The organism is Vibrio sp. TH_r3, from assembly GCF_033101115.1.
GTDB lineage: Bacteria > Pseudomonadota > Gammaproteobacteria > Enterobacterales > Vibrionaceae > Vibrio.
Genome location: NZ_JAWMPW010000008.1, coordinates 102727 through 123255 on the forward strand (window position 1 = coordinate 102727; position 20529 = coordinate 123255).

A 20529-nucleotide genomic window follows, 5' to 3' on the forward strand; every position below is an offset into this window, starting at 1 on the left:
CATGTTAGTTGTTTGCAGTAGGCATGATCTTCAGTTTTTTCTCTTTGCGTTGTTATTTAACATATATGAGAACAAGGTAGTGTAATGAACATTGGTATCTACATCTATAAAGACGCTGAGGTTCTCGATTTTTCAGGGCCGTTCGAGGTCTTTAGTACGGCGAAACGCTTGGCCACTCATGATTGGAATGTGTTTTTAGTGGCAGAAACAGCAGAGCCCGTTAGCGCTCGAGGAGGCTTTAAAGTCCTACCTCATTACTCATTCGAGAATCATCCGTGTATCGATGTTCTAGTTGTTGTGGGTGGGGTTCATATCGAAGAGATGAATAAACCCCAGGTTCTTAATTGGTTAACGTCGGTTGATCAAAAAGCCAATCGCGTTGTTTCTGTTTGTACGGGTGTATTTTTGCTTGCAAATGCAGGATTAATTGATGGCTTATCGGTTACCACTCATTGGGAGGATATTCCCGATTTAATCGAGTCCTTTCCTAATTTAGATGTCATTGACGATAAGCGATGGGTTGATTGTGAAAAATACACCACATCTGGTGGAATATCGGCAGGCATAGATATGAGTTTACACATGGTTTCGCTACTCCATAGTTTATCACTGGCTAAAACAGTCGCGAGACAAATGGAATATCATTGGCAGGACAACGTATAGAGTCCTGTTATCAAAAGGGTCAGTTTCGCTTTTATTTGACCCTTTAATTTCTAAATCAATTAAAGTGCTACGCCATCTATTTCTTTTACAGCTGCAGCTAAACGTTGCTCTCGTCCCGGCATATTGAGCCCCTCTGCATAAATAAACGTTACGTCAGTAATACCAATAAAAGCCAGCACGTCTTTTAGATACTGAGTTTGTGAATCGTGAGCGGTATCTTTATAAATTCCTCCTCGTGCCGCGAGCACAATCGCCTTTTTGTTTTCCATTAAACCAACGGGGCCCGTTTCGGTGTAACGAAATGTCACGCCTGCTCTGGCTACCCTATCTATCCATGCCTTAAAAGTCGAAGGGATACCAAAGTTATACATCGGCATAGCAATCACAAGCGTGTCACTGAGCTTTAATTCGTCGATTAAATTGTCAGAAATGGCTGCTAAATCCGCTTGCTCTTGAGTGCGCTCTTTCTCTTCCGTCATCCATGCCGCCATTTCCGACTGAGTTAAATGAGGTAATGCTTCTTGTGCTAAATCACGTTCAATAATATTAGCCGTCGTTTCTGTCGCAAGTTTAGATACTAAAGTTTGCGCCAGAATATTGGACTGTCCTTGATTACCATTTAAAGATGACTTAATGACTAAAATATTGCTCATACTAATAACTCCTAACAATTTCAATGAATTGGCTCAATATAACGACGGTATTATTGATTAAAAGAGCACAGATGAAAATATCTTAATTTAGTATGAATCATTCTATTAAATCGAATGTTCTGTGTTAAATTGAGGCAGGGTGGAGGTTTACGATGATGTTTGCTTCCATGCATATTTACGGTTGCCATTAATAATCATGTCGTTATAAAACGATAACGTATTGAAGTGAGGAAATAATGCTACGGATATCTTTAGAGCAATGGCGTATGTTCCATGCTGTCGTGAAATATGGTGGTTTTAATCAAGCCTCTCAGCAAGTGCACAAAAGCCAATCGAGTATTCATCATGCAGTGAGTAAAATTGAAGAGTCTCTAGGTATTAAATTATTTTCGATTGAAGGACGAAAAACGGTCCTAACTGAAGCCGGTAAAATGATCCTTAGGCGTTCCAGTTATTTGCTTGAAGAAGCCAAAAATGTAGAAGATATTGGTATTACTTTAAGTCAAGGTATTGAAACTCATTTGAAAATTGCAGTTGATGAAGTGTTTCCTCGTCAACTGCTTTATGCCGTGCTAGAACAGGTTTCGACAAAATTTCCATTGGTGCAAATTGAATTATTTGAATCCATATTAAGTGGAGCAAATGAGATGCTTGAGAACGGTGATGCTGAAATAGCGATCTGTGGAAAACCGTTAGAGGGTGGCGTATCCCAAGGCCTTTATCGCATTAAATTTGCCGCTGTTGCTAGTCCGCTTCATCCTTTGCATAGTCTTGGTCGAACTCTGACTTTGGAAGATTTGAAAAGCTATCGACAAATAGTCGTAAGAGACTCGTCTCAGTTGAATAAAAAAGAGAGGGCTAGCGATGGCTGGCTTGAAGCGAATCAACGTTGGACCGTTAGTCACATGCAAAGCTCTATAGACATCATTACCAAAGGGTTAGGATTCGCGTGGCTACCGCTGAGTTTGATTGAAGAGCAATTAAAAAATGGCGATCTTCAATCGCTGCAACTTGGTATCAATAGTGAACGCATGGCACAAGTTTATTTAACGTTCAAAGATGAAGATAGTTTGGGCCCGGTTGCTCGATACTTTTTAGCAGAACTAACAACGCTCTGCCATGACTACTCATCTGAAGAACATTCTAATTTATAGAATAATAAACTCGAAATTAACTAATTTTAACGGTTCACAATAAAGATTAGCATTAATCCCATCAAATTAATTGGAGGGATTAACCTATGAAATATATTAGAAAAGCACAAGATAGAGGCGTTGTGGATTTTGGTTGGTTGCAGAGTAAACACAGTTTCTCGTTTGGCAGCTATTATGATCCGAACCATGTTGGCGTATCTGTTTTACGTGTTATTAATGATGATACGGTGATGCCAGGAAAAGGTTTTGGTGAGCATGCCCACAATGATATGGAAATCATATCTTATGTTATTGAGGGGGCGTTAAAGCATAAAGATAGCACAGGAAATAGTTACGCAGTGCCCGCTGGAGACGTGCAACGAATGAGTGCTGGTCGAGGCGTCACCCATTCTGAATTTAATGCTTCAAATACAGATAAAGTGAAATTTCTTCAGATTTGGATTGAACCGAATGTTAGCGGCATTGAACCCAGTTATGAGCAGAAAAGTTTTCCTAAAAAAGACAATTTGACTTTGCTGGTCAGCCAAAATGGTGACGACGGCTCATTATCGATTAATCAGAACGTAATGATTTCTCGTTTAGTTTTAGAGAAAAACCAAAATATCAGCTTATGTTCTGAATTAGGTATGGGCTATTTACATCTTATTAAAGGACAAATTATGGTTGATGGACAGGTATTTAACCAAGGTGATGCCTTTACTATTGAACCTGATAAGACACTGGTGGTGAAAGCTGATACCTCTATTGAAGCGCTTTGGTTTGATTTACCTTTAGTGTAAATCAATAGTGTAAATCAATAATAACTCGGACTTTATATCGCGCCATATAAGAAGTCTATTTGAATTCTTCAGGATGAGAAAGTAAGGTCTTTTCAGCATAAGTTTTGGCGCGAATGTCCTGTGGATTATAGATAGCACAAGAGTCCATAGAAAGACACCCGCAGCCAATACACCCACCGAGATCGTCTTTTAATGCTTGTAATTGCTGAATACGGTGATCGAGCATAGCACTCCAATTTGATGCCATTTGTTGCCAATGTTGACGATTTGGAGCCTGATGCTCTGGTAAGTCCGCCAGAGATACAGCGATTTCTTCTAGTGTAAGGCCAACCATTTGAGCCGCTTTAATGACGGCGATTCTGCGCAACACATTTCTGTGATATCGACGCTGATTACCTTGATTTCTCCAACTAGAGATAAGTCCCTTTTGTTCATAAAAATGTAAGGTAGAAACCTTCACGCCTGATCTTTTTGCTACTTCGCCTACCGTCATTTCCATGTTGTACTCCAGTTTGTTGGGTTTTTCTTTCTATTCGTTAAAAAGTGCTTTACCTAAAGTTAACTTGAGGTATTAACCTAGCATTAAATATGACGTAGATGGAACTAGAAAATGCAGTTACAAGTAAAAACCAGCACTCGGTATTATTTAATCGGTCGATTCTTTGATGGAATTTCATCAGGGTTGTTTATGATGGCATTGCCTTGGATTATGCTCGAAACACCTAATATGGGCGGGTTTGTTGCCATGGTTGCTTTTGGTTGTACGGCTATTTCTTTTGTCATGACACCAGTGTTTTCAACCTTCATCGACCGCTGCTCGAGAAAAAAAATATTAGTTTGGGTTCAGTGTATACAAGCAAGCGTTGCCGCTATAACTGCTCTGTTTTATGGTTTTGGATATGGATCTGAATGGGTTCTTGCCGCGGTTCAGTTAGTTTTTTGGACATCAAGTAATTTAGCATGGTCTACTAATAATGCCTTTACTCAAGAAAACTTTGAACAAGATGAATATGCGGCGATTTCTGGTAAACAAGAGATAGTTATGCAGGCAACAACGTTAGGTGCTGGGGCATTAGGTGTTGTGCTACTTGATATTTGGAGTATGGTTGGATTTTCTTTTTTTGCTGCAATTTCCTCGTTAATTGCAAGTTTTAGCTACTTATTGACGCCTTATCGCCGAAAATTAGCTACTGCAAGTTCGGTTAATTTTGTGGCACAGATGAAGGAAAGCAAACAAATTTTTACTCTACGACCTCATTTTTATGCTTTTCTTATGTTGTCTGCATTGAGCTATCCAGTATTAACTTTTCTGACTAAGTTGGTTCCAATCTGGTTTTCAGAGGCAGAAATTTCAGGTGAATGGTTTGCTGGCTATAATATCGCTTTTGGGATGGGCTCATTAGTCACGGGATTATTTGTACAAAGATTATTAAAATTAGCTTCATATCGAATTATCATGATTGTTTCCATGGGCGCCGCTTCAATCATGCTCATGGGGATGAGTGTATCTTTTCTTCCTCATTTATTACTTTTGTTTACTTTCTTTTTTGGAACATTTAATGCGTTAAATCGAATTGCACGCACAAACCTGATGCACCACAGTATTAGTATTGATCAACGTGGCAGGGCGGACGGTGGATTACAGATGTTTGCTACGTTGGCGCAAAGTATCAGTTATGTGGCGATTGCTGGTTTAAGTTATTACGATATTACTCAACTTGGTTTTCTTCTTGCGGCCGGCGTTATGGTTTGTGCCGTCATTTTAATGCTGTACTTGAATAAACAGACTGGGCTTATAATGGAAATAGCTTAAATAGGCTTATGATTGTTTGTGGCTATGATTGTCATAAAAATATTATTATTTGTTCAATAAAACCCAGTGACAATAATTACCCAAAAAACAAGACCTACTGATTTTATTTCTTTAAACTTGGTGTCAGCAACCATTCAATTTAAGAGACAATAAATGACTAAAGCTAAAATTGGTATTGTCACGGTTAGTGACCGAGCAAGTGCAGGTGTGTATGACGATCTTTCTGGCCAGGCGATAATTGACACTTTGAATTCGTATTTAGTGTCCGACTGGGAACCGGTATATCAAGTGATACCAGATGAGCAAGATGTTATTGAAGCGACTTTAATTACTATGGCGGATAAGCAGAATTGCAGCTTGATTGTGACGACAGGAGGTACAGGACCTGCAAAGCGCGATGTTACCCCTGAAGCGACCGAAGCAGTGTGCGACCGTATGATGCCTGGCTTTGGTGAATTAATGCGCGCTGAATCACTAAAATTTGTTCCAACCGCTATTTTGTCACGTCAAACAGCCGGTCTTCGCGCCGATACTTTAATTGTAAACTTACCGGGTAAGCCTAAATCTATCCGTGAATGTTTAGATGCTGTTTTTCCTGCTATACCTTATTGTATCGATCTAATGGAAGGACCTTTCTTAGTATGTAATGAAGACGTGATTAAGCCGTTTCGTCCAAAACAAAAATAACCACTCTAATAGTGTAATACCTGTAAAGTGAGGGGCAAGTTCCCTTCACTTAAATTAATCGCCTGAGCGCATTACTTTGCATTGATAATTTCTTCCATTAATACGTCAAGTTGATAGACGACTCGTGTGCTTGCTTCTTCCATCGCGTGAACCGAATTAATGATATCATCCGCATTCTTATTAAGACCAGATTGCATAGCTTTTCTGCCGTATTCGTGTACTAACCTGTGAGGTTCTTCTATCATTGGATAGCTGATAAGGTTTTGGAATCCATTACCATCCGCCTTTGTGTACCATTGTCCTAGCCGGCATTCGCCGTGAGCCTTTAAAGTTGCCAGTTCTTGCTTCAGGGCATCATTTTCTGATTTTAATTTCTTGTAGTTAAACAATACGCCACGTTTATTATGTTTACTGGATTTATAAATTAATTTTAATCTACCCCACGATCTGGTCAAGAATTATCAAACAGCTCATTCTTCATTACTATTCTTTAGAGTTATTATCTGTAAAATAATAAAAAACAAAGATTTGTTAGAATTTAATTTATTTAATAATTCTTTTTATAGTTTTATGAACTATATATCTAAGTGTTGGTTCATGTTGACATAGCATAGTATTGCGATCGTTGATGTAAAAAGAGACGAATAAAACAAAAGGTATAAGTATGAAATTTAGCTATAAAATAGTCGCGGTATCTTCCGCACTACTAATCATAACTATCACACTGCTTTCGTTTAAATTATATTTTACTGTAAGTGATGAAATTTATCTCAATACAACGAGTGGAATTGATGATGTCGTTAGTAGTGTTTCGAATAACGTTGCGTCAGAAATTGAAGATAAGAAAAACTTCGCTCGTTATGTATCTAATTTAGTTGATAGTAATCCAAGCAAAAGCGCGATTGAAAAGATACTTCAACAACCCGCATTATCGGATGTTTTTCTTTTGGTTGGTGGTGGTATGGAGGCCGATGGAAAAGTTTTTACATCAGACCCTGATTCGGAGCCAGGAACGTCAGTCGACGCTCGTGAGCGTCCTTGGTATAAAGCGGTAAAAGCGAGTAATGATCTGATTGTTACTGCTCCATATACCGATTCTATTACCAAAGAAATACTTATTTCTTTGGCGACACCTATTAAACAAAATGGCAAATTTATCGGTGCGATGTTTTATGATGTAAGCCTCGACCACTTAGCTGATATAGTAAACCGAGTTAAGTTATTCGGTGCTGGTCAATTATTTATTGTTGATGAAAAAGGCACAACGATCGCGCACCCAGATCAACAAAAAAATGGTCAATCATTTTATTCGTATGAATCTAATGTCCAAGTACAGTCAGGACGACAAAGAGTATCGATGAATGATACAGATTATGTATTTGATTTTGCTAAAGTAACAGGCAGCGATTGGTATGTTGGTGCGAAAATCGATTTTGACATAGCGTTAGATGCCATTCAGCATATAAAAACTACGTCAATAATATATGGAATTAGTGCGGTTGTTATTTCTACTGTGGTGTTACTTGTCTGTATCACCAACTTGATGGTTCCTTTAAGCCGCTTGAATACAGCGATCAAAGATGTTGCATCAGGTCAAGGTGATTTAACCAAGCGGTTAGATACCAAAACTGATCCAGAATTTTCGGAACTGGCAGATAACTTTAATCAGTTTACAAGTACTTTACATGGGCATATTACTCAACTTAAAAATATCAGTAGTAAAGTTATACAAGGGGTTTCAGGTGCAGCACAAAATGCGGAACAGTCTGCGGGTGCCGTGGCAGAACAGTTGGAGGAGTTAGAGCAACTCGCTACCGCGATGAACGAAATGGCGGCAACCTCGAATGATGTAGCTGGTAACGCTCAAGGAGCAGCATCTATAGCACAAGAAGCGGAGGAAGCAACTCAAAAAGGCGTGCAAGTGGTTAGTTTAACCACACAGGCAATTGATCAGTTATCAGATAAAATTGATTTAGCGGCTACCGAGGTGAAAATTCTAGAAGATGCAACAATAAGTATTGAGACGGTTCTTCAGGTTATTAACGATATTGCTGACCAGACTAATTTATTAGCTCTTAATGCTGCGATTGAAGCTGCGAGAGCAGGAGAGCAAGGACGGGGTTTTGCAGTGGTTGCGGATGAAGTTCGCTCTCTCGCTCAGAGGACTCAAGAATCAACGAGTGAGATACGTAGTATGATTGAGCACTTGCAGGTGGGGACGCGATCCGTTGCTTCAGCGATGGAACATAGTAAACATAGTGCTGAGAATACCGTGTCTAAAGCTCATAGAGCCAATGATGCGTTACAAAATATACGTAATTCTATCCAATGTATATCCGACTTTAACCTACAAATAGCTTCGGCCGCAGAGGAGCAGAGTCTAGTTTCGGAAGAAATTAATGCTAATACATTAAAGATTAAAGACCTTTCAATAGCAATATCTAATGATGCAGGAGAAGCTAGTGCAGCAATGAAAGTGCAAGTTGATAACATGAATGAGCAGAGCGAAATTTTGAATAAATTTATTGTTTAGAATAGCAAGAAATACTGTTAGGTTAGTGCTAATCTATTATTTTAGAGTTAAAAAAGCACGAACAATAGTGAATTTACTCTGTTCGTGCTGTAATTTGTGATTAACCAAATCGTTAATGTATTTCGGTTTATTTGTTTGCGTTACGCTTACGGTAACCAGCAAAGCCTAATAATCCTACCGCAAAAATAGCTAACGAACTTGGCTCTGGAATTTCAGTGGTTGATACAGCTTGTTGGGTAAAGCTTGAATAAATAGTAGTATCTTGACTAAGGTTATAGAAACCGAACGAGCCGTCGTTGAAAGAGCCACTAACACTCAGTTCCAATATATCATTTACGTAGACTTCAACTAATGAAGAGGTAAACAGTAAGTCAAATGAATAGGTAGCGTAGTCTGACCAACCAGTTAAGCCTAAAGTTGCTCCTCGAGCAAGCTCCTCAACAATACCTCCATCAACATGAGTCCAGAAGTCCGAGTTTACAATTCCTGACGATGGATTAGTAAATGCGCCAGTTACTCGTGAAATAGCAAGACCTGCTTCAGCAGTATTCTGCTCCGCTTGTCTCCAATCGATTAGCAGGTAATCAGCAGCGTCGTTATTTAGGTCACCAGTGTTATAACCAAGTACAAAACCGATGAAGTCATCATCACTTCGTGTATTAACCGTAATTTCACCTGATAGCTGTTGATTCTGGCTATTTTCACCATTAAAGAAAACGGTTGGCAAGCTGTTTTCAGTTTGAGTTACGCTATTGTTGTCATTAGCGACGACCCAAGTACCTTGCCCTTCTGAGGTCCATGTCGACAAATCAACTAGTGCAGCGTTAACATTACCGACAAAAAATACAGACACTAACGTTGCAACAGAAAATAGATTTTTTTTCACTTTTTATCTCTCTTTTTAGTTGTATCACTTTCTTGTGATTCGAATATAGCAAGCAATATCTATGCCGCCATTAAGAATCAATAAGTTACATATTAAATTGAAATTAGTGTAAATATTACTGACATTTATGAATCTAACACGGTGTTACATTTTAATGTGATTTCTATTCCAAATTATAATCTGATAGTTAAGTTGATTGTAAGTCACTGATATATGAATATATTTATTTTATATTAACAACAGGGAAGGCGTATGTTGTTGATTTTTTAAGGTGTAAATAAAGCTGACATTTTACAATAAATTTATTAGTTAATAATTTAACTTATTGTAAATATTTACAATTTGAATGCTATAGTTGATTCGGAAATTCAAAATAATAAGGACAGTGAAAGATCTGCTGCGAGATAATATTTATATGAATAATGGTTGTTCGAGTCTAGCGTTGAAGCACTAGTAGCAAAGCGGCATTAATGGACACGGCAAATCGAACGTAGTTGAGTAATATAAGGTAGCGTTTCTCTAACCAAAAAAGGACGAAGTAAATGAAAATAATGCAAGCAGGCATCGAGGACTTAGAGTTAATCACTCCTCTCTTTGATTTATATCGAGTCTTTTATGCTCAAGTTAGCGATGTAACCACGGCGCATAAATTTATAAAGTCTCGGATCGAAAACCAAGAGTCAGTGATTTTTTTAGCGGTAAATAATGAGGGGCAGGGTGTCGGCTTTACTCAACTTTATCCTAGTTTTTCTTCAGTTTCTGCCGCCAGAATTTGGGTTCTAAATGATCTCTACGTGGCTGATGAAGCACGAAGACAAGGTATCGCTAAAAAGTTAATGAATGTAGCTAGGGATTTCGCTGCTAACGATAAGGCTAAAGGGTTAGCTTTGGAAACCAGCGAGAACAATATTACTGCCCAACGCTTATATGAGTCTTTAGGGTATGAAAAGGAATTAGCCACATATCATTATTTTTTGAACTTAAATTAATTGTATAAAGTAGGTTTTATATATTGATGTTCTCATTTTTGATTATTCACTGAATATGTAACTATGGTACTTTAATTATATTGACACTAGAATTATTTAGTTTAGTAATTATTGCGTGAATCTTTTTCTCTCATCATTACTTAATGTCGGAAATTAATAGAGGTCAGCATGGAGCGTAACTTTTCATTAGATATACTTAAACTTTGTTTAGCTTTTATGGTAGTAGGTTTACATGCCGGCTTTCTTAACGATTTTAGTGCCGCAGGTCACTTTTTAACCGTACATGGTGTTTTTAGAATTGCAGTACCTTTGTTCTTTGTGATAAACGGATACTATTTTTCTTCGATAGCTAACATTTCAGAATTAGCTAAATGGGTAAAAAAGATAACATTGCTCTATGTATTTTGGATGTTGTGTTATTCTTATTTTTGGTTTGATTTTGAACGTAATGGGGTTGTTTTTACAATAAACACTATGATGCTTGGTTATAACCATTTATGGTATTTACCTGCAATGGTAGGGGCAGGGATTTTGACCTTTTTATTTAGAAATAATTTAGGAAAAGCTGCTTGTTTTGCTTTTGTTGCTTTCTTAACAGGGGTGTTGATTCAATATATGGGCAATTACCATATTATTGAAAATGAATTTTTTGATATGTTACTAAACAAGATTAATTTTCACCGAAATTTTCTATTTTTTGGTTTTCCCTTTTTTTTTATTGGTTTTTATATTAGACATACAGAGTACAATGCGAGCTTTAGTCGTCTGATTTTAATTGTTATTTCTGGGTTTGTTTTGTTGTTGTTAGAAAGTTACTATAATTACTCGAATCCTTTTAATGATGGTGGTTTTGACAATTTATTGTCTTTAGCTATTATTTGTCCAGCGATTTTTTTAGTTATATTAAAAATGCCTTTTAAAAGTGAAAACAAAAAATTAGCTTTTGTATCTTCCGGTGTTTATTTTGTGCACCTATCATTTTTAATTATTCTGAGAGATGTTTTTATGTCGGGATACCAAGGAACGACGCTAACCATTTTATGCATATTAATATCTGTTTTAGCGTCTTTTGTTTTGATTAAAGTTAGAGATAAAACCAGATGGTCTTTTATTTTGTAAGAGAAATCAAATAGGTGACTACCTCAGTGATATATTTAGGTCGTTGTATAAACTAACTAATCACTTACTCTATATGAAATGGTTTTAATATAAACTCTTACCTTCCGGGTATTAGAGGAACAACCAGAAACATTAATATTGATGTGAAAGGGCGATTAGATAAAATAAGGCCTATCATATTTAAAAATAAAACAGATCCGGCTGTAAAATGTGATGTCTATAGAGCGAATCTTATCAATCAATATGGTGGTATCTATTGTGATGCTTCTGCCATCGCTTTAAATAGTCTAGATAGCTATTTTGATATCATCAATAGAGAGAGAAAATTCATTTTTTCACAACGACAAAGTCATGGAAAATCACACTATCCTGTTAGTTTTTATGGAGCAGTTAAACATTCAGATATTATATCTGAAAATTTTTCTGCTATAGATTTACTTTTAAAACAGAAAAAAATTTAGTTATGATACAATTGGTACTCAAACACTTATACCTTTAGCAAATGATTGTTAATAGCACTTAACAATCATTAAGCCACAGGTGGGCATCAAACTCGCACTCGATAATTACTGCTAGGTCCACTCCTAATTTTTTTTCTATTATGGTTACTTCGCCCCAATCTGCTTTCTCTAACGCTTCCGATAGTGTCAGTAATAAACCGAGTACTCCTTCTCGTTCGGTTAGCGCTTTTTTAATTGATTCTGACAAGCTAAGCGAAGCGAGAATTTTATCTAAATCACAGTCTAAAATTCCGTTAATCAGAGAGAGTATTCCGCAAAGATATGCTTCGTTTGCCATTGTTTTATATGATGTTTTCGTCATCAGTAATTCAAAGAACTTCGCTCTTTGTAGAGACATATAAAATAGCTGTTTCGGCTTTTTAGGGTTAATAGCCAAAAGTGCGGTATAGGATACAAATTTTCTTATCTGGTTTGCACCTAGGTAAGCTAAAGCCTGGCGAAATGAGTTGATTGGCGCGCTAATATGAGCACTAGAATTAACGAAATTCAATAATTGCAGTGAAAAAACCGCATCTTGGGAAATAATTTGTTCTATTTTTTTGAAATCCATTTCCTCATCGGCAATTGCTTTGCAGAGTTCTATACTGGTATTTAGAGATGAGGTGATTTTGTTGTTGGTGATGATTTCTGGTTTATTAAAAAAATAGCCTTGAAATAAGTCAAAACCTGCTTCTTTAGCAAGATGAAATTCTTCATAGGTTTCTACTTTTTCGGCTATATATGTGATGCCAAACTTGCGGTGTTTTTCAAAAAAAACTTTTGCTTTGTCTAGCGAATAAACTTGCAAATCAAACTTAATAATATCAACAAACGGGTAAAACACGTCCCACCTTTCATCTGGCACAAAGTCATCAAGTGCAATTTGATAGCCTATTGATTTAAGTTCCTTTAAGGTATCTAAAAGTTCCTGATTGGGTTCACAGGTCTCTAGTACCTCGATAATGAAGTTGGGTTCTACAAAATCAAGCGGAATTTTCTTGAGTAGTGAGACACTGTCAAAATTAATGAAACCTAATTTACCATTCAGAATTTGTTGCTGTCGGGTAATAAATTGCTCAATTAGGATCCGCCGAGTTGCAAGATCTGAGTCAATGTCAGGAAAGGCATTTCTCACGCTATTACGATACAGTAACTCATAGCCAATTATCTCAATATTTCGATCGACGATAGGTTGTCTAGCGGTATAAGTATATTGGTTAGTTTCAGTATTTACTTTCTGCGTTTTCTTCATAATTGCTGATTTACTCGTAGAGTTAACGTGCTCATAATATTGTATGATAATGGTTATTGAATTTTTATCTTTAGACTTCGATCAATACAACTGACTTATTTATCACTAATCATGAGTTATTACTAGTTTATCGTGTATTTTTCATTTAATTTGTTGTTGTAAATGCATGCGTTACGTTAATTTACTGTTAACGAATACGCCTAGCGAAGCATATTGTAGTAAATACTATTAGTTTATGCTAATTAATCGATATTGTTATTTGGGAGCTCAAAAATCGTGCAAGTTGATTATTTTGTTAATCGCTCTATTAGTGCAGAGCAATTTGTGGAACTTTTACAAGAAACCACGCTAGGAGAGAGGCGGCCACTTGATGATAAACAATGTATTGCTAGTATGTTGAGCAACGCAGACCTATTAGTTTCAGCTTGGATAGGGGATCGGTTAGTTGGAGTTGCGCGTTCTGTAACCGATTTTTCCTTTTGTTGTTATCTATCTGATTTGGCGGTATCTCACAATGTTCAAGCCAGTGGTATTGGTAAAGAATTGATTCGGAATACTTTTGGTGCCTTACAAGACGGATGTAAGTTAATATTGTTATCAGCGCCACAGGCAACGGAATACTATCCAAAAATAGGTTTTACGCAACATAATAGCTGTTGGTTGATGTCGGATGTAAGCGAGTTGTGTTAGAGAAAAATGCTCTAACGTAGATTGTCCATTTAATCGTTAACCAAACGATAGGTGTTGAAATGATCCTATAACCCCAAATGAGCGTATAGTATGCAGTCAGTTTTTTATCGTTATGTAATCCGCTAAAGTTAGCGTCAATTGATTACGCCAATCTAATTCGATTATTTTATTTTTAGCACAATATGGAGGTTTGTTATCTTTTTCAATAAGAAAAAAGTTGAGACTATACCCGATCCAAATTTAGATCTTATTCATGCGCTGAACCAGTCTTTAGCCATGATTTCGTTTGATACTAAAGGGAATGTCTTGGACGCGAGTGAACTATTTTTATCTTTAATGGGGTATTCCATTGATGAAATTCAAGGTAAACATCATTCACTATTTTGTGCGGAAACATTGGTTAACTCAGTTGAATACACGCGATTTTGGCGCGATCTTTCTTCTGGAATAAAGAAAGATGGGGTATTTCCTCGCTACGCCAAAGGGGATAAAAAGGTCTATATTGAAGCAACCTATTGCCCAGTCTATGTTAATGGTGAGATACAAAAGATTGTCAAAATCGCATCAGATGTAACCGAAGCTCACGTAAACAATATTCTTAATCGAGAACTGTTAGAAGCACTCGATCAAACTTTTGCCACTATTTCATTTTCTCCAGATGGTACGGTTCTGGATGTAAATAATATTTTCTTACAGGCTTTGGGTTATTCAAAGGATCAAGTTGTTTCTCATCATCATCGAATTTTTTGTTTTGACGATTTTTATAAAGAAAATCCAGATTTTTGGAAGAAACTGCAATCTGGTCAGTCATTTACTGGTCGTTTTCTAAGGAAAAGTCGTCATGGTGATAAAGTTTGGATTCAAGCCTCTTACACACCTATCGAGAATGAACGTGGTGAAGTTTATAAAGTGGTAAAATTTGCTTCCGATATAACCAGCGAAGTGATGAAAGAAGAAGCAACGGTACAAGCAACCTCTATCGCTTACAGCACCGCTATTGAAACTGCTCAGGTGGCTGCTGATGGCCAATCTTCGCTTATTTCAACAAGAGAGTTATCAAAAAGTGTGGTTAAAGATATCGATAATTCTGAGCGATTGATCAGCCGATTAAAAGAGTTATCTGGAAGTATTGAAAATATTGTTCAAGTTATTGGTAATATTGCGGACCAAACTAACCTCCTGGCATTAAACGCGGCTATCGAGGCGGCAAGAGCAGGTGAGTATGGACGAGGTTTTGCAGTTGTGGCTGATGAAGTACGAGTGCTCGCTTCTCGTACTTCCGATTCTACTGAAGAAATTAGCCGAGTGGTATTAGAAAATTTGTCTCTTACCAATGAGATATCTCAGTCGATGGAGAAGATTAGTCAGTCGTCAATAGATACTAATGAGAGATTAGAAAATGTTTGCTCTCTTATTGAAGATATACAACAAGGTGCCAAAGATGTCGCTAAATCGGTTTCTAACTTGACCTAATTCTAAATCAGAATTAAAGATGCTGTGTATGACTTGTAGTTGGCATTGAACAACTGGTATTAAGCAGCAACCGCATGCTGATGCTTAGGTCATTTATTTTTTTAGGTTAATTCATAGAGATTAAAATTATGCAACAATCGAGTCAGTTATATTTAGATCAATATTTGGCTTCATTGCCCAGTAATCTCGCACAGCAATATACCTCTTTTAGTGCCGATTATTTTTGTGCAGATGAGCACAATGCGAATGTTTGTGCCGATTTAATCCTACGCGGAGAAAAGAAGGCATCATGTAGTATGGCGTATTGGTATAGTCACGAGGGTGAAACGATGCCAGAGGTTGGTCATCTTCAGGTTGTGACAAATTGGGATGGAAAACCAATTTGTATTATAGAGTTAACGTCTGTCAATTTATGTCAATTTGACGAGGTAACGGCTCAATTTGCTGCTGAAGAAGGTGAAGGTGATAAATCATTGCAGTGGTGGCGTGAAGCACACTGGCGTTTTTTTAGCCTTGAATGTAAAGAGTTAGGTATTACACCGAGCGAAGATATGCTGTTAGTTTTAGAAAAATTTAAGGTAGTCTACCAATAAAGTAATAATGTCCTATTTAGGTAATAAACACTAATTTCTAAAAACTTTCATTTTATTGATGCTAAATATTCCATAATGAATTGCATTTTTATGTGATGTAAGTCACATCAGAATAGTTAATAATCCTTCCATCGAGTGAGAGGGGAGGTTACTCCACCAAATTGTCACTCATTATTAACAGACACTTTAAAGGGTAAAAAAATGAAAAAATTAACTGTTCTAGCCGCTACCACTCTTCTAAGCACAGCCGTATTTGCTGGTAACCAAACTGTATACAGTGAAGCCAACCTACTTACAGATGGCTTTAACTCTAAAGCAGCAGCATATCAAGCTGGTTTCGATTATGTTGACGCATTGCACACTGCAAATGGCTCTGAATTACGCTTTAAATTAGCGCCTATCGGTGAGAATGTTGTTTCCAACATTACACTTGATGACACTGCTGTTACTATCGAAGAGTTTTCAGAAGTGCGTGGCGAAATTTCTTATCGTGCTATCGTGAATGTTGATTATCACTTTGATGCTCGTGACAGCAACAACGATTAATTGAATTTAGTCTGGTTTATACCTATATCTGTGCTTATAAAGTAGTCTAGATGTTAAATAGGGTATAACGTAACTAAATGAGCTATATAATAAAAAAGCCAACAGATGTAATTCTGTTGGCTTTTTTATTATGTAGTAATTCTTGGGGAAAATGCTGTCAAATTTAATTTAGAAAACTTTCTTACATGAAAATATTAATGTTTTATTGTGATGCTGCCGATAAAACCGTATACACTTAAATTTGTTGCTATTGTTTTTTTTGTTAATACGTGGAGTTGCAGAATATATGACGTTTCAAGTTAGCCTACCCAGTTTGTACTTGTCTTTTTTCTGTTTCAGTGCCTATGCTGAAAATATCCAAATTTACACTTGGGAAGAGTATATTTCTGATCAAGTAATCGCTCAATTTGAAAAAGAAACAGGCCATAAAGTAACACAAATATATTTTGACAATGAACAACTTAGGGATGAGGTAATTACAACCGACAGAGCATTAGCATATGATTTGTTTATTATAGATGCCTACACATTAGATTCATATCAGTCTCACGGTGCGGCTAAAAATTTGAGTAAAGATCTTATTTATAATAAACAGCATATGGATGTAGATTCATTGAGTAGTTGCGGCGATTGGGGCGTTCCTTATTCTTGGGGAACAATCGGTATCGGTTATAGAACAAGTCGTATTGATATTCCGATCACCTCTTGGTCCCAAGTGTTTTCCTTGTCTGAAAATGGGACAAAGGTTGTTATGCCTTCTGACGATATTGATACAATTGCTACTGCATTACTTAGTCTTGGTTATGATCCTATGTCGAATGATGAAGATAAGCTAAAGCAGGCTTATAGCCTTCTCTCCAATAACAAAAACAACATACTCGAGTTTCGCACAGCACTAGGGTATGCCTTAGAAATGCAAGAAAATTCTGAGATGGAGACAGCGGTGATCTACAGTGGTGAAACCTATACGCTTTCTCAAATTACCAAGCAAGAAGATTGGACTTATGTTGTTCCTGATGAAGGGACTATTTTATGGTATGAGTGTTTTGCTGCACCAGCTGATAAACCTTTGAGTACGGCGACAATCGAGTTTCTAAATTTTATTAACAGACCTGAAATTGCTGCAAAGAATGCAGAAGATATTTGGTTAGCGACAACTAACAAATCTGCTCTTAATTATGTGAGTCAGGAGTATTTAGAGGATAAAGAACTATTTCCTGATCCAACGATACTCGCCCGAAGTTATCATTATACGGGTTTAAATGATGACTCAATGAAAATAAGAGCTCGAATTATGTCTGTTTTGAATAACTACTAGGCGATAGAGAAAGAATGAAACTGTCGTTAAGAATTAATTATATTTTGTTGCCTGTTATTTTAGCTATTTTTTCTGCTGCTGGGTTATATGCCTACTCGAATCAAAGAGATTTGATAGTAAGTGCTGCGGCAGAAAAAATGAAATATACTGGTCAATATACGATTCTTGATATACATAAAAATATGCAAGAATTACTTAGTCTAACGGAAGTATTCCTCAATAGTAGTGAATTAATTCGTTATTTAAATAATGATGTGACCCAGCAGTCTTCACTAGTATTAGAAAGTCATTTTATTCGTTATTTAGGTCAGTTTCGACTTTCATATGGTCAGTTTGAGAAAGTAAGTTTACTCGATGGAAACAACGATTTTGTTTTTCATTATGATGTTACCGATCCATTTTCACGACCGCAACTTGATAAGGACATTATTAATCATCAGGCAGCGGTGGCTCGTCAGTTAAAAGCCACAGGCTCGACGTATCTGAACCCAGCTTCTTATCTTGTTAGAAAAGAAGCGAATGACAAAATCACGTTGTTGGTTTTTCGAACATTTTCACCTCAACATCTCATTGCTGATAATACGTTTTCAGGTAGCATGAAATTTGTCACTGCTATAGCTGAAACCACAATAGACTTGACTAAAAGATATAAGCAACCGTTGCAGGTAAGCTTTGGGAAGGGCGTTACAATTGATATAGAGCCAGTTGATAGAGTCATGCAATTGTCTGAATCGATGCTATCCAACGAAGTATTAGAAGAAGGGTCACACCTTGTTGTTCGTACCGCTAGTACGCTTGTGAAATTAGAGATATCACTAGCTAAAAACTATCTGCATAACTTACTAACTCCGTATAAGCAGGCCATATTTAGCCTAATTTTTGGTATTAGTATGTTAACTTTTTTCATTCTGAAGCTCCTTATCCAAAAACAAATTATTTCCCCGGTCATTTCGTTAACTAAACAAGTGCAAAATGCTAGAAATGGGCAAGAAACGGCATTAAAAAGAATAGACAAGAAGGACGAAATAGCTTTACTAAATAATAATTATGTTCTTCTTTTTGATGATCTTAATAAAATGGCCCAGTCAGACTCTTTAACTGGACTGTCTAATCGCTCTATGTTTGACAAGACTCTGAAAAGAGTAATTTATCACTCCGCGAAGAATCAAACTCGTAGTGCACTTCTTTACATTGATCTTGATAATTTCAAGTATGTTAATGATAACTACGGACATGACGTAGGTGACAGCTTGCTAAAAGCATTCTCACAACGGCTTAAGGTGATTTTTACTCCAGAAAACTTAACGGAATTTGAAATAAGGGACAGTGAGTTAGCTCGGTTAGCTGGTGATGAGTTTGCCGTTTTATTAGTTGATATCCCACATAATGAGGTTGTTGTCTCGTTAGCTCAAAAAATAACAGAGTTATGTTCATTAGGCTTTTCGATTAATGAGCAATATTTTGATATCAAGGTGAGCGTTGGAGTTGCAATATACCCTGATGACGCAGCAGAACCAGAGACATTACTTAAAAATGCCGATTCTGCTATGTATCAAGTTAAAAACTTTGGAAAAAATGGTTATCAGTTTTATTCTCAAGCACTTGCTGAGCAAATGAACTTACATAAGAAAATAGAAAGTGCTTTAAAACAAGCCCTTTTAGATCAGAGTTTTTATTTAGTGTGGATGCCCACTTATGATTGTAAAAATGGCAAGGTAACGGGAGCAGAAGCATTATTAAGGTCGGAATCGACAGTATTGGCCAACATTGGTCCAGCCGAATTTATTCCAGTAGCAGAAATGACAGGCTTAATAAAGGACATCGATTATTGGGTTATAGAATCTTGTATCATTAAACTTAAAGAATTGATTGATAAGTATCATTACACTGGAGTACTTGCGGCCAATTTTTCGGCTTGGGAGTTAAAAAATCAATCTTTTTCTGAAGATATCGGAAATCTTATAGAAAAATATCAAATACCACCTGCACAACTTGTTCTTGAGATTACCGAGACCTGTTTAGTGTCCAGTGAAGTCAACGCCAAAGTTGTTTTAAACGAATTGAAACAGCTTGGGATAAAGCTCGCGTTAGATGACTTTGGCACCGGTTATACCGCCTTTAATCAACTAGCAGATTATCCAGTTGATATTTTAAAAGTTGATCGCACATTTACAAATTCAATTTTTGAAAGCACTACTGTAAATAACAAACCATTGATCGATATTATTGTTGAATTGGGATTTTTATATTCTCTTGATGTCATTGCCGAGGGAGTAGAAACGAAAGAACAACTGGATTATGTGAGAAGACTTGGGTGTGATCGAGCACAAGGATTTTACATGTCAAAGCCGATTTCATGGCAAGACTTTGTTCAGCTGATGACGGAACGAGATAGTCGACAATTAATATTGGATAATTCAGAAAGCCAACTGAGATTAGAGTTCAAGTCGTCTACAGCTAGCGTACAAATCATTACCTCAGCCCAAATAGTTAGAATTTTGTACAAAGGCTCGGCAAACTATGAGCTATTAGATTTTATCCTTAGATCGATACCGTCATGTATTTCGCATCTACATGATGGTCGATGGGGAGTGGTTATCTTGGCCGATGATGAATATGAACTTACAAATGCGACAGAAAACAAAATTGGTGAACTGCTCAAATACTGTTTTATGCGAGGATGTGTTGACGGTGCTTATGTAGTAAGCAAACCAGAAACAAAAAAACAGCTGATTGAGATAAGACGAAGTCTGGGTTTCGCTGATAACTTTGATCAGAAAAATTTTGCAACGCTTGCTGAAGCGGAAAGTTATATTCATCGTCAGATAGAAATGAATGGTCATGACGAGGCGTCTTCTTAACTTTATGGCTGTTTTGCTGC

The 20529-nt window shown here is 36.9% G+C and carries 20 protein-coding genes; 15 read left to right on the forward strand and 5 right to left on the reverse strand.

Features of this window, described 5'->3' with window-relative positions; translation table 11 throughout:
• Positions 1-84 precede the first annotated feature (84 nt).
• Positions 85-663: a DJ-1/PfpI family protein gene (locus tag R3X26_RS09595; protein ID WP_317717081.1), complete on the forward strand. Its 579-nt coding sequence runs from the start codon at positions 85-87 to the stop codon at positions 661-663.
• Between the two features lie 59 nt (positions 664-722).
• On the opposite strand, the gene R3X26_RS09600 is transcribed toward R3X26_RS09595, so the two are convergent.
• Entirely contained in the window at positions 723-1316 is a 594-nt protein-coding gene (locus tag R3X26_RS09600) for an FMN-dependent NADH-azoreductase (RefSeq protein WP_317717082.1), read from the reverse strand.
• Between the two features lie 236 nt (positions 1317-1552).
• Here R3X26_RS09600 and R3X26_RS09605 point away from each other — a divergent pair, with 236 nt between their 5' ends.
• The gene (locus R3X26_RS09605) at positions 1553-2470 is read left to right on the forward strand and encodes a LysR family transcriptional regulator (protein WP_317717083.1); all 918 of its coding nucleotides are present in this window, start codon (positions 1553-1555) and stop codon (positions 2468-2470) included.
• An 86-nt stretch (positions 2471-2556) separates the two neighbouring features.
• Entirely contained in the window at positions 2557-3249 is a 693-nt protein-coding gene (locus R3X26_RS09610) for a pirin family protein (RefSeq protein ID WP_317717084.1), read from the forward strand.
• A 55-nt stretch (positions 3250-3304) separates the two neighbouring features.
• On the opposite strand, the gene soxR is transcribed toward R3X26_RS09610, so the two are convergent.
• The gene (soxR, locus tag R3X26_RS09615; RefSeq protein WP_317717085.1) at positions 3305-3748 is read right to left on the reverse strand and encodes a redox-sensitive transcriptional activator SoxR; all 444 of its coding nucleotides are present in this window, start codon (positions 3746-3748) and stop codon (positions 3305-3307) included.
• 111 nt (positions 3749-3859) lie between these two features.
• Between soxR and R3X26_RS09620 the strand changes: the two genes are divergently transcribed.
• Positions 3860-5062 carry an MFS transporter gene (locus R3X26_RS09620; protein WP_317717086.1) on the forward strand — a complete coding sequence of 401 codons (1203 nt, stop codon included), beginning with the start codon at positions 3860-3862 and terminating at the stop codon, positions 5060-5062.
• A 153-nt stretch (positions 5063-5215) separates the two neighbouring features.
• Positions 5216-5749 (forward strand): molybdopterin adenylyltransferase, encoded by a 534-nt coding sequence (mog, locus tag R3X26_RS09625; protein ID WP_317717087.1) that lies wholly within the window; start codon positions 5216-5218, stop codon positions 5747-5749.
• 71 nt (positions 5750-5820) lie between these two features.
• Here mog and R3X26_RS09630 read toward each other — a convergent pair whose 3' ends face one another.
• The gene (locus tag R3X26_RS09630) at positions 5821-6204 is read right to left on the reverse strand and encodes a CZB domain-containing protein (protein ID WP_317717088.1); all 384 of its coding nucleotides are present in this window, start codon (positions 6202-6204) and stop codon (positions 5821-5823) included.
• A 209-nt stretch (positions 6205-6413) separates the two neighbouring features.
• On the opposite strand from R3X26_RS09630, the gene R3X26_RS09635 reads away from it, so the two are divergent.
• Positions 6414-8282: a methyl-accepting chemotaxis protein gene (locus R3X26_RS09635; protein WP_317717089.1), complete on the forward strand. Its 1869-nt coding sequence runs from the start codon at positions 6414-6416 to the stop codon at positions 8280-8282.
• Between the two features lie 127 nt (positions 8283-8409).
• Here R3X26_RS09635 and R3X26_RS09640 read toward each other — a convergent pair whose 3' ends face one another.
• Positions 8410-9168 carry a PEP-CTERM sorting domain-containing protein gene (locus R3X26_RS09640; protein ID WP_317717090.1) on the reverse strand — a complete coding sequence of 253 codons (759 nt, stop codon included), beginning with the start codon at positions 9166-9168 and terminating at the stop codon, positions 8410-8412.
• Between the two features lie 542 nt (positions 9169-9710).
• Between R3X26_RS09640 and R3X26_RS09645 the strand changes: the two genes are divergently transcribed.
• The 3 genes from R3X26_RS09645 (at position 9711) to R3X26_RS09655 (ending at position 11737) form a co-directional block, all read left to right on the forward strand.
• Complete coding sequence (locus R3X26_RS09645) at positions 9711-10157, forward strand: GNAT family N-acetyltransferase (protein WP_317717091.1); 447 nt, start codon at positions 9711-9713, stop codon at positions 10155-10157.
• A 168-nt stretch (positions 10158-10325) separates the two neighbouring features.
• Positions 10326-11276: an acyltransferase family protein gene (locus tag R3X26_RS09650; protein WP_317717092.1), complete on the forward strand. Its 951-nt coding sequence runs from the start codon at positions 10326-10328 to the stop codon at positions 11274-11276.
• Between the two features lie 143 nt (positions 11277-11419).
• Positions 11420-11737, forward strand: coding sequence for a capsular polysaccharide synthesis protein (locus R3X26_RS09655; protein WP_317717093.1), 318 nt, complete (start codon positions 11420-11422; stop codon positions 11735-11737).
• Positions 11738-11795: 58 nt separating this feature from the next.
• On the opposite strand, the gene R3X26_RS09660 is transcribed toward R3X26_RS09655, so the two are convergent.
• Positions 11796-13028 (reverse strand): EAL and HDOD domain-containing protein, encoded by a 1233-nt coding sequence (locus R3X26_RS09660; RefSeq protein ID WP_317717094.1) that lies wholly within the window; start codon positions 13026-13028, stop codon positions 11796-11798.
• Positions 13029-13304: 276 nt separating this feature from the next.
• On the opposite strand from R3X26_RS09660, the gene R3X26_RS09665 reads away from it, so the two are divergent.
• The 6 genes from R3X26_RS09665 to R3X26_RS09690 all read left to right on the forward strand — a co-directional run bounded on the left by R3X26_RS09665 (position 13305) and on the right by R3X26_RS09690 (position 20509).
• On the forward strand, positions 13305-13718 hold the full coding sequence (locus R3X26_RS09665; RefSeq protein ID WP_317717095.1) for a GNAT family N-acetyltransferase: 414 nt from the start codon (positions 13305-13307) through the stop codon (positions 13716-13718).
• Positions 13719-13976: 258 nt separating this feature from the next.
• Positions 13977-15191: a PAS domain-containing methyl-accepting chemotaxis protein gene (locus R3X26_RS09670; RefSeq protein ID WP_317717126.1), complete on the forward strand. Its 1215-nt coding sequence runs from the start codon at positions 13977-13979 to the stop codon at positions 15189-15191.
• 128 nt (positions 15192-15319) lie between these two features.
• Positions 15320-15784 carry an ASCH domain-containing protein gene (locus tag R3X26_RS09675; RefSeq protein ID WP_317717096.1) on the forward strand — a complete coding sequence of 155 codons (465 nt, stop codon included), beginning with the start codon at positions 15320-15322 and terminating at the stop codon, positions 15782-15784.
• A gap of 201 nt (positions 15785-15985) precedes the next feature.
• Complete coding sequence (locus tag R3X26_RS09680; RefSeq protein WP_317717097.1) at positions 15986-16330, forward strand: DUF3316 domain-containing protein; 345 nt, start codon at positions 15986-15988, stop codon at positions 16328-16330.
• A 286-nt stretch (positions 16331-16616) separates the two neighbouring features.
• Positions 16617-17648, forward strand: a complete 1032-nt coding sequence (locus tag R3X26_RS09685) for a spermidine/putrescine ABC transporter substrate-binding protein (RefSeq protein ID WP_317717098.1) — start codon at positions 16617-16619, stop codon at positions 17646-17648.
• 14 nt (positions 17649-17662) lie between these two features.
• On the forward strand, positions 17663-20509 hold the full coding sequence (locus tag R3X26_RS09690) for a putative bifunctional diguanylate cyclase/phosphodiesterase (RefSeq protein ID WP_317717099.1): 2847 nt from the start codon (positions 17663-17665) through the stop codon (positions 20507-20509).
• Positions 20510-20529: the final 20 nt, after the last annotated feature.

What these genes read in the sequence shown, in the direction of transcription:
- R3X26_RS09595 (WP_317717081.1), top strand. Translation starts at nt 85, where the DNA reads ATGAACATTGGTATCTACATCTATAAAGACGCTGAGGTTCTCGATTTT.
- R3X26_RS09600 (WP_317717082.1), bottom strand. Translation starts at nt 1,316, where the DNA reads ATGAGCAATATTTTAGTCATTAAGTCATCTTTAAATGGTAATCAAGGA.
- R3X26_RS09605 (WP_317717083.1), top strand. Translation starts at nt 1,553, where the DNA reads ATGCTACGGATATCTTTAGAGCAATGGCGTATGTTCCATGCTGTCGTG.
- R3X26_RS09610 (WP_317717084.1), top strand. Translation starts at nt 2,557, where the DNA reads ATGAAATATATTAGAAAAGCACAAGATAGAGGCGTTGTGGATTTTGGT.
- soxR (WP_317717085.1), bottom strand. Translation starts at nt 3,748, where the DNA reads ATGGAAATGACGGTAGGCGAAGTAGCAAAAAGATCAGGCGTGAAGGTT.
- R3X26_RS09620 (WP_317717086.1), top strand. Translation starts at nt 3,860, where the DNA reads ATGCAGTTACAAGTAAAAACCAGCACTCGGTATTATTTAATCGGTCGA.
- mog (WP_317717087.1), top strand. Translation starts at nt 5,216, where the DNA reads ATGACTAAAGCTAAAATTGGTATTGTCACGGTTAGTGACCGAGCAAGT.
- R3X26_RS09635 (WP_317717089.1), top strand. Translation starts at nt 6,414, where the DNA reads ATGAAATTTAGCTATAAAATAGTCGCGGTATCTTCCGCACTACTAATC.
- R3X26_RS09645 (WP_317717091.1), top strand. Translation starts at nt 9,711, where the DNA reads ATGAAAATAATGCAAGCAGGCATCGAGGACTTAGAGTTAATCACTCCT.
- R3X26_RS09650 (WP_317717092.1), top strand. Translation starts at nt 10,326, where the DNA reads ATGGAGCGTAACTTTTCATTAGATATACTTAAACTTTGTTTAGCTTTT.
- R3X26_RS09660 (WP_317717094.1), bottom strand. Translation starts at nt 13,028, where the DNA reads ATGAAGAAAACGCAGAAAGTAAATACTGAAACTAACCAATATACTTAT.
- R3X26_RS09675 (WP_317717096.1), top strand. Translation starts at nt 15,320, where the DNA reads ATGCAACAATCGAGTCAGTTATATTTAGATCAATATTTGGCTTCATTG.
- R3X26_RS09680 (WP_317717097.1), top strand. Translation starts at nt 15,986, where the DNA reads ATGAAAAAATTAACTGTTCTAGCCGCTACCACTCTTCTAAGCACAGCC.
- R3X26_RS09685 (WP_317717098.1), top strand. Translation starts at nt 16,617, where the DNA reads ATGACGTTTCAAGTTAGCCTACCCAGTTTGTACTTGTCTTTTTTCTGT.
- R3X26_RS09690 (WP_317717099.1), top strand. Translation starts at nt 17,663, where the DNA reads ATGAAACTGTCGTTAAGAATTAATTATATTTTGTTGCCTGTTATTTTA.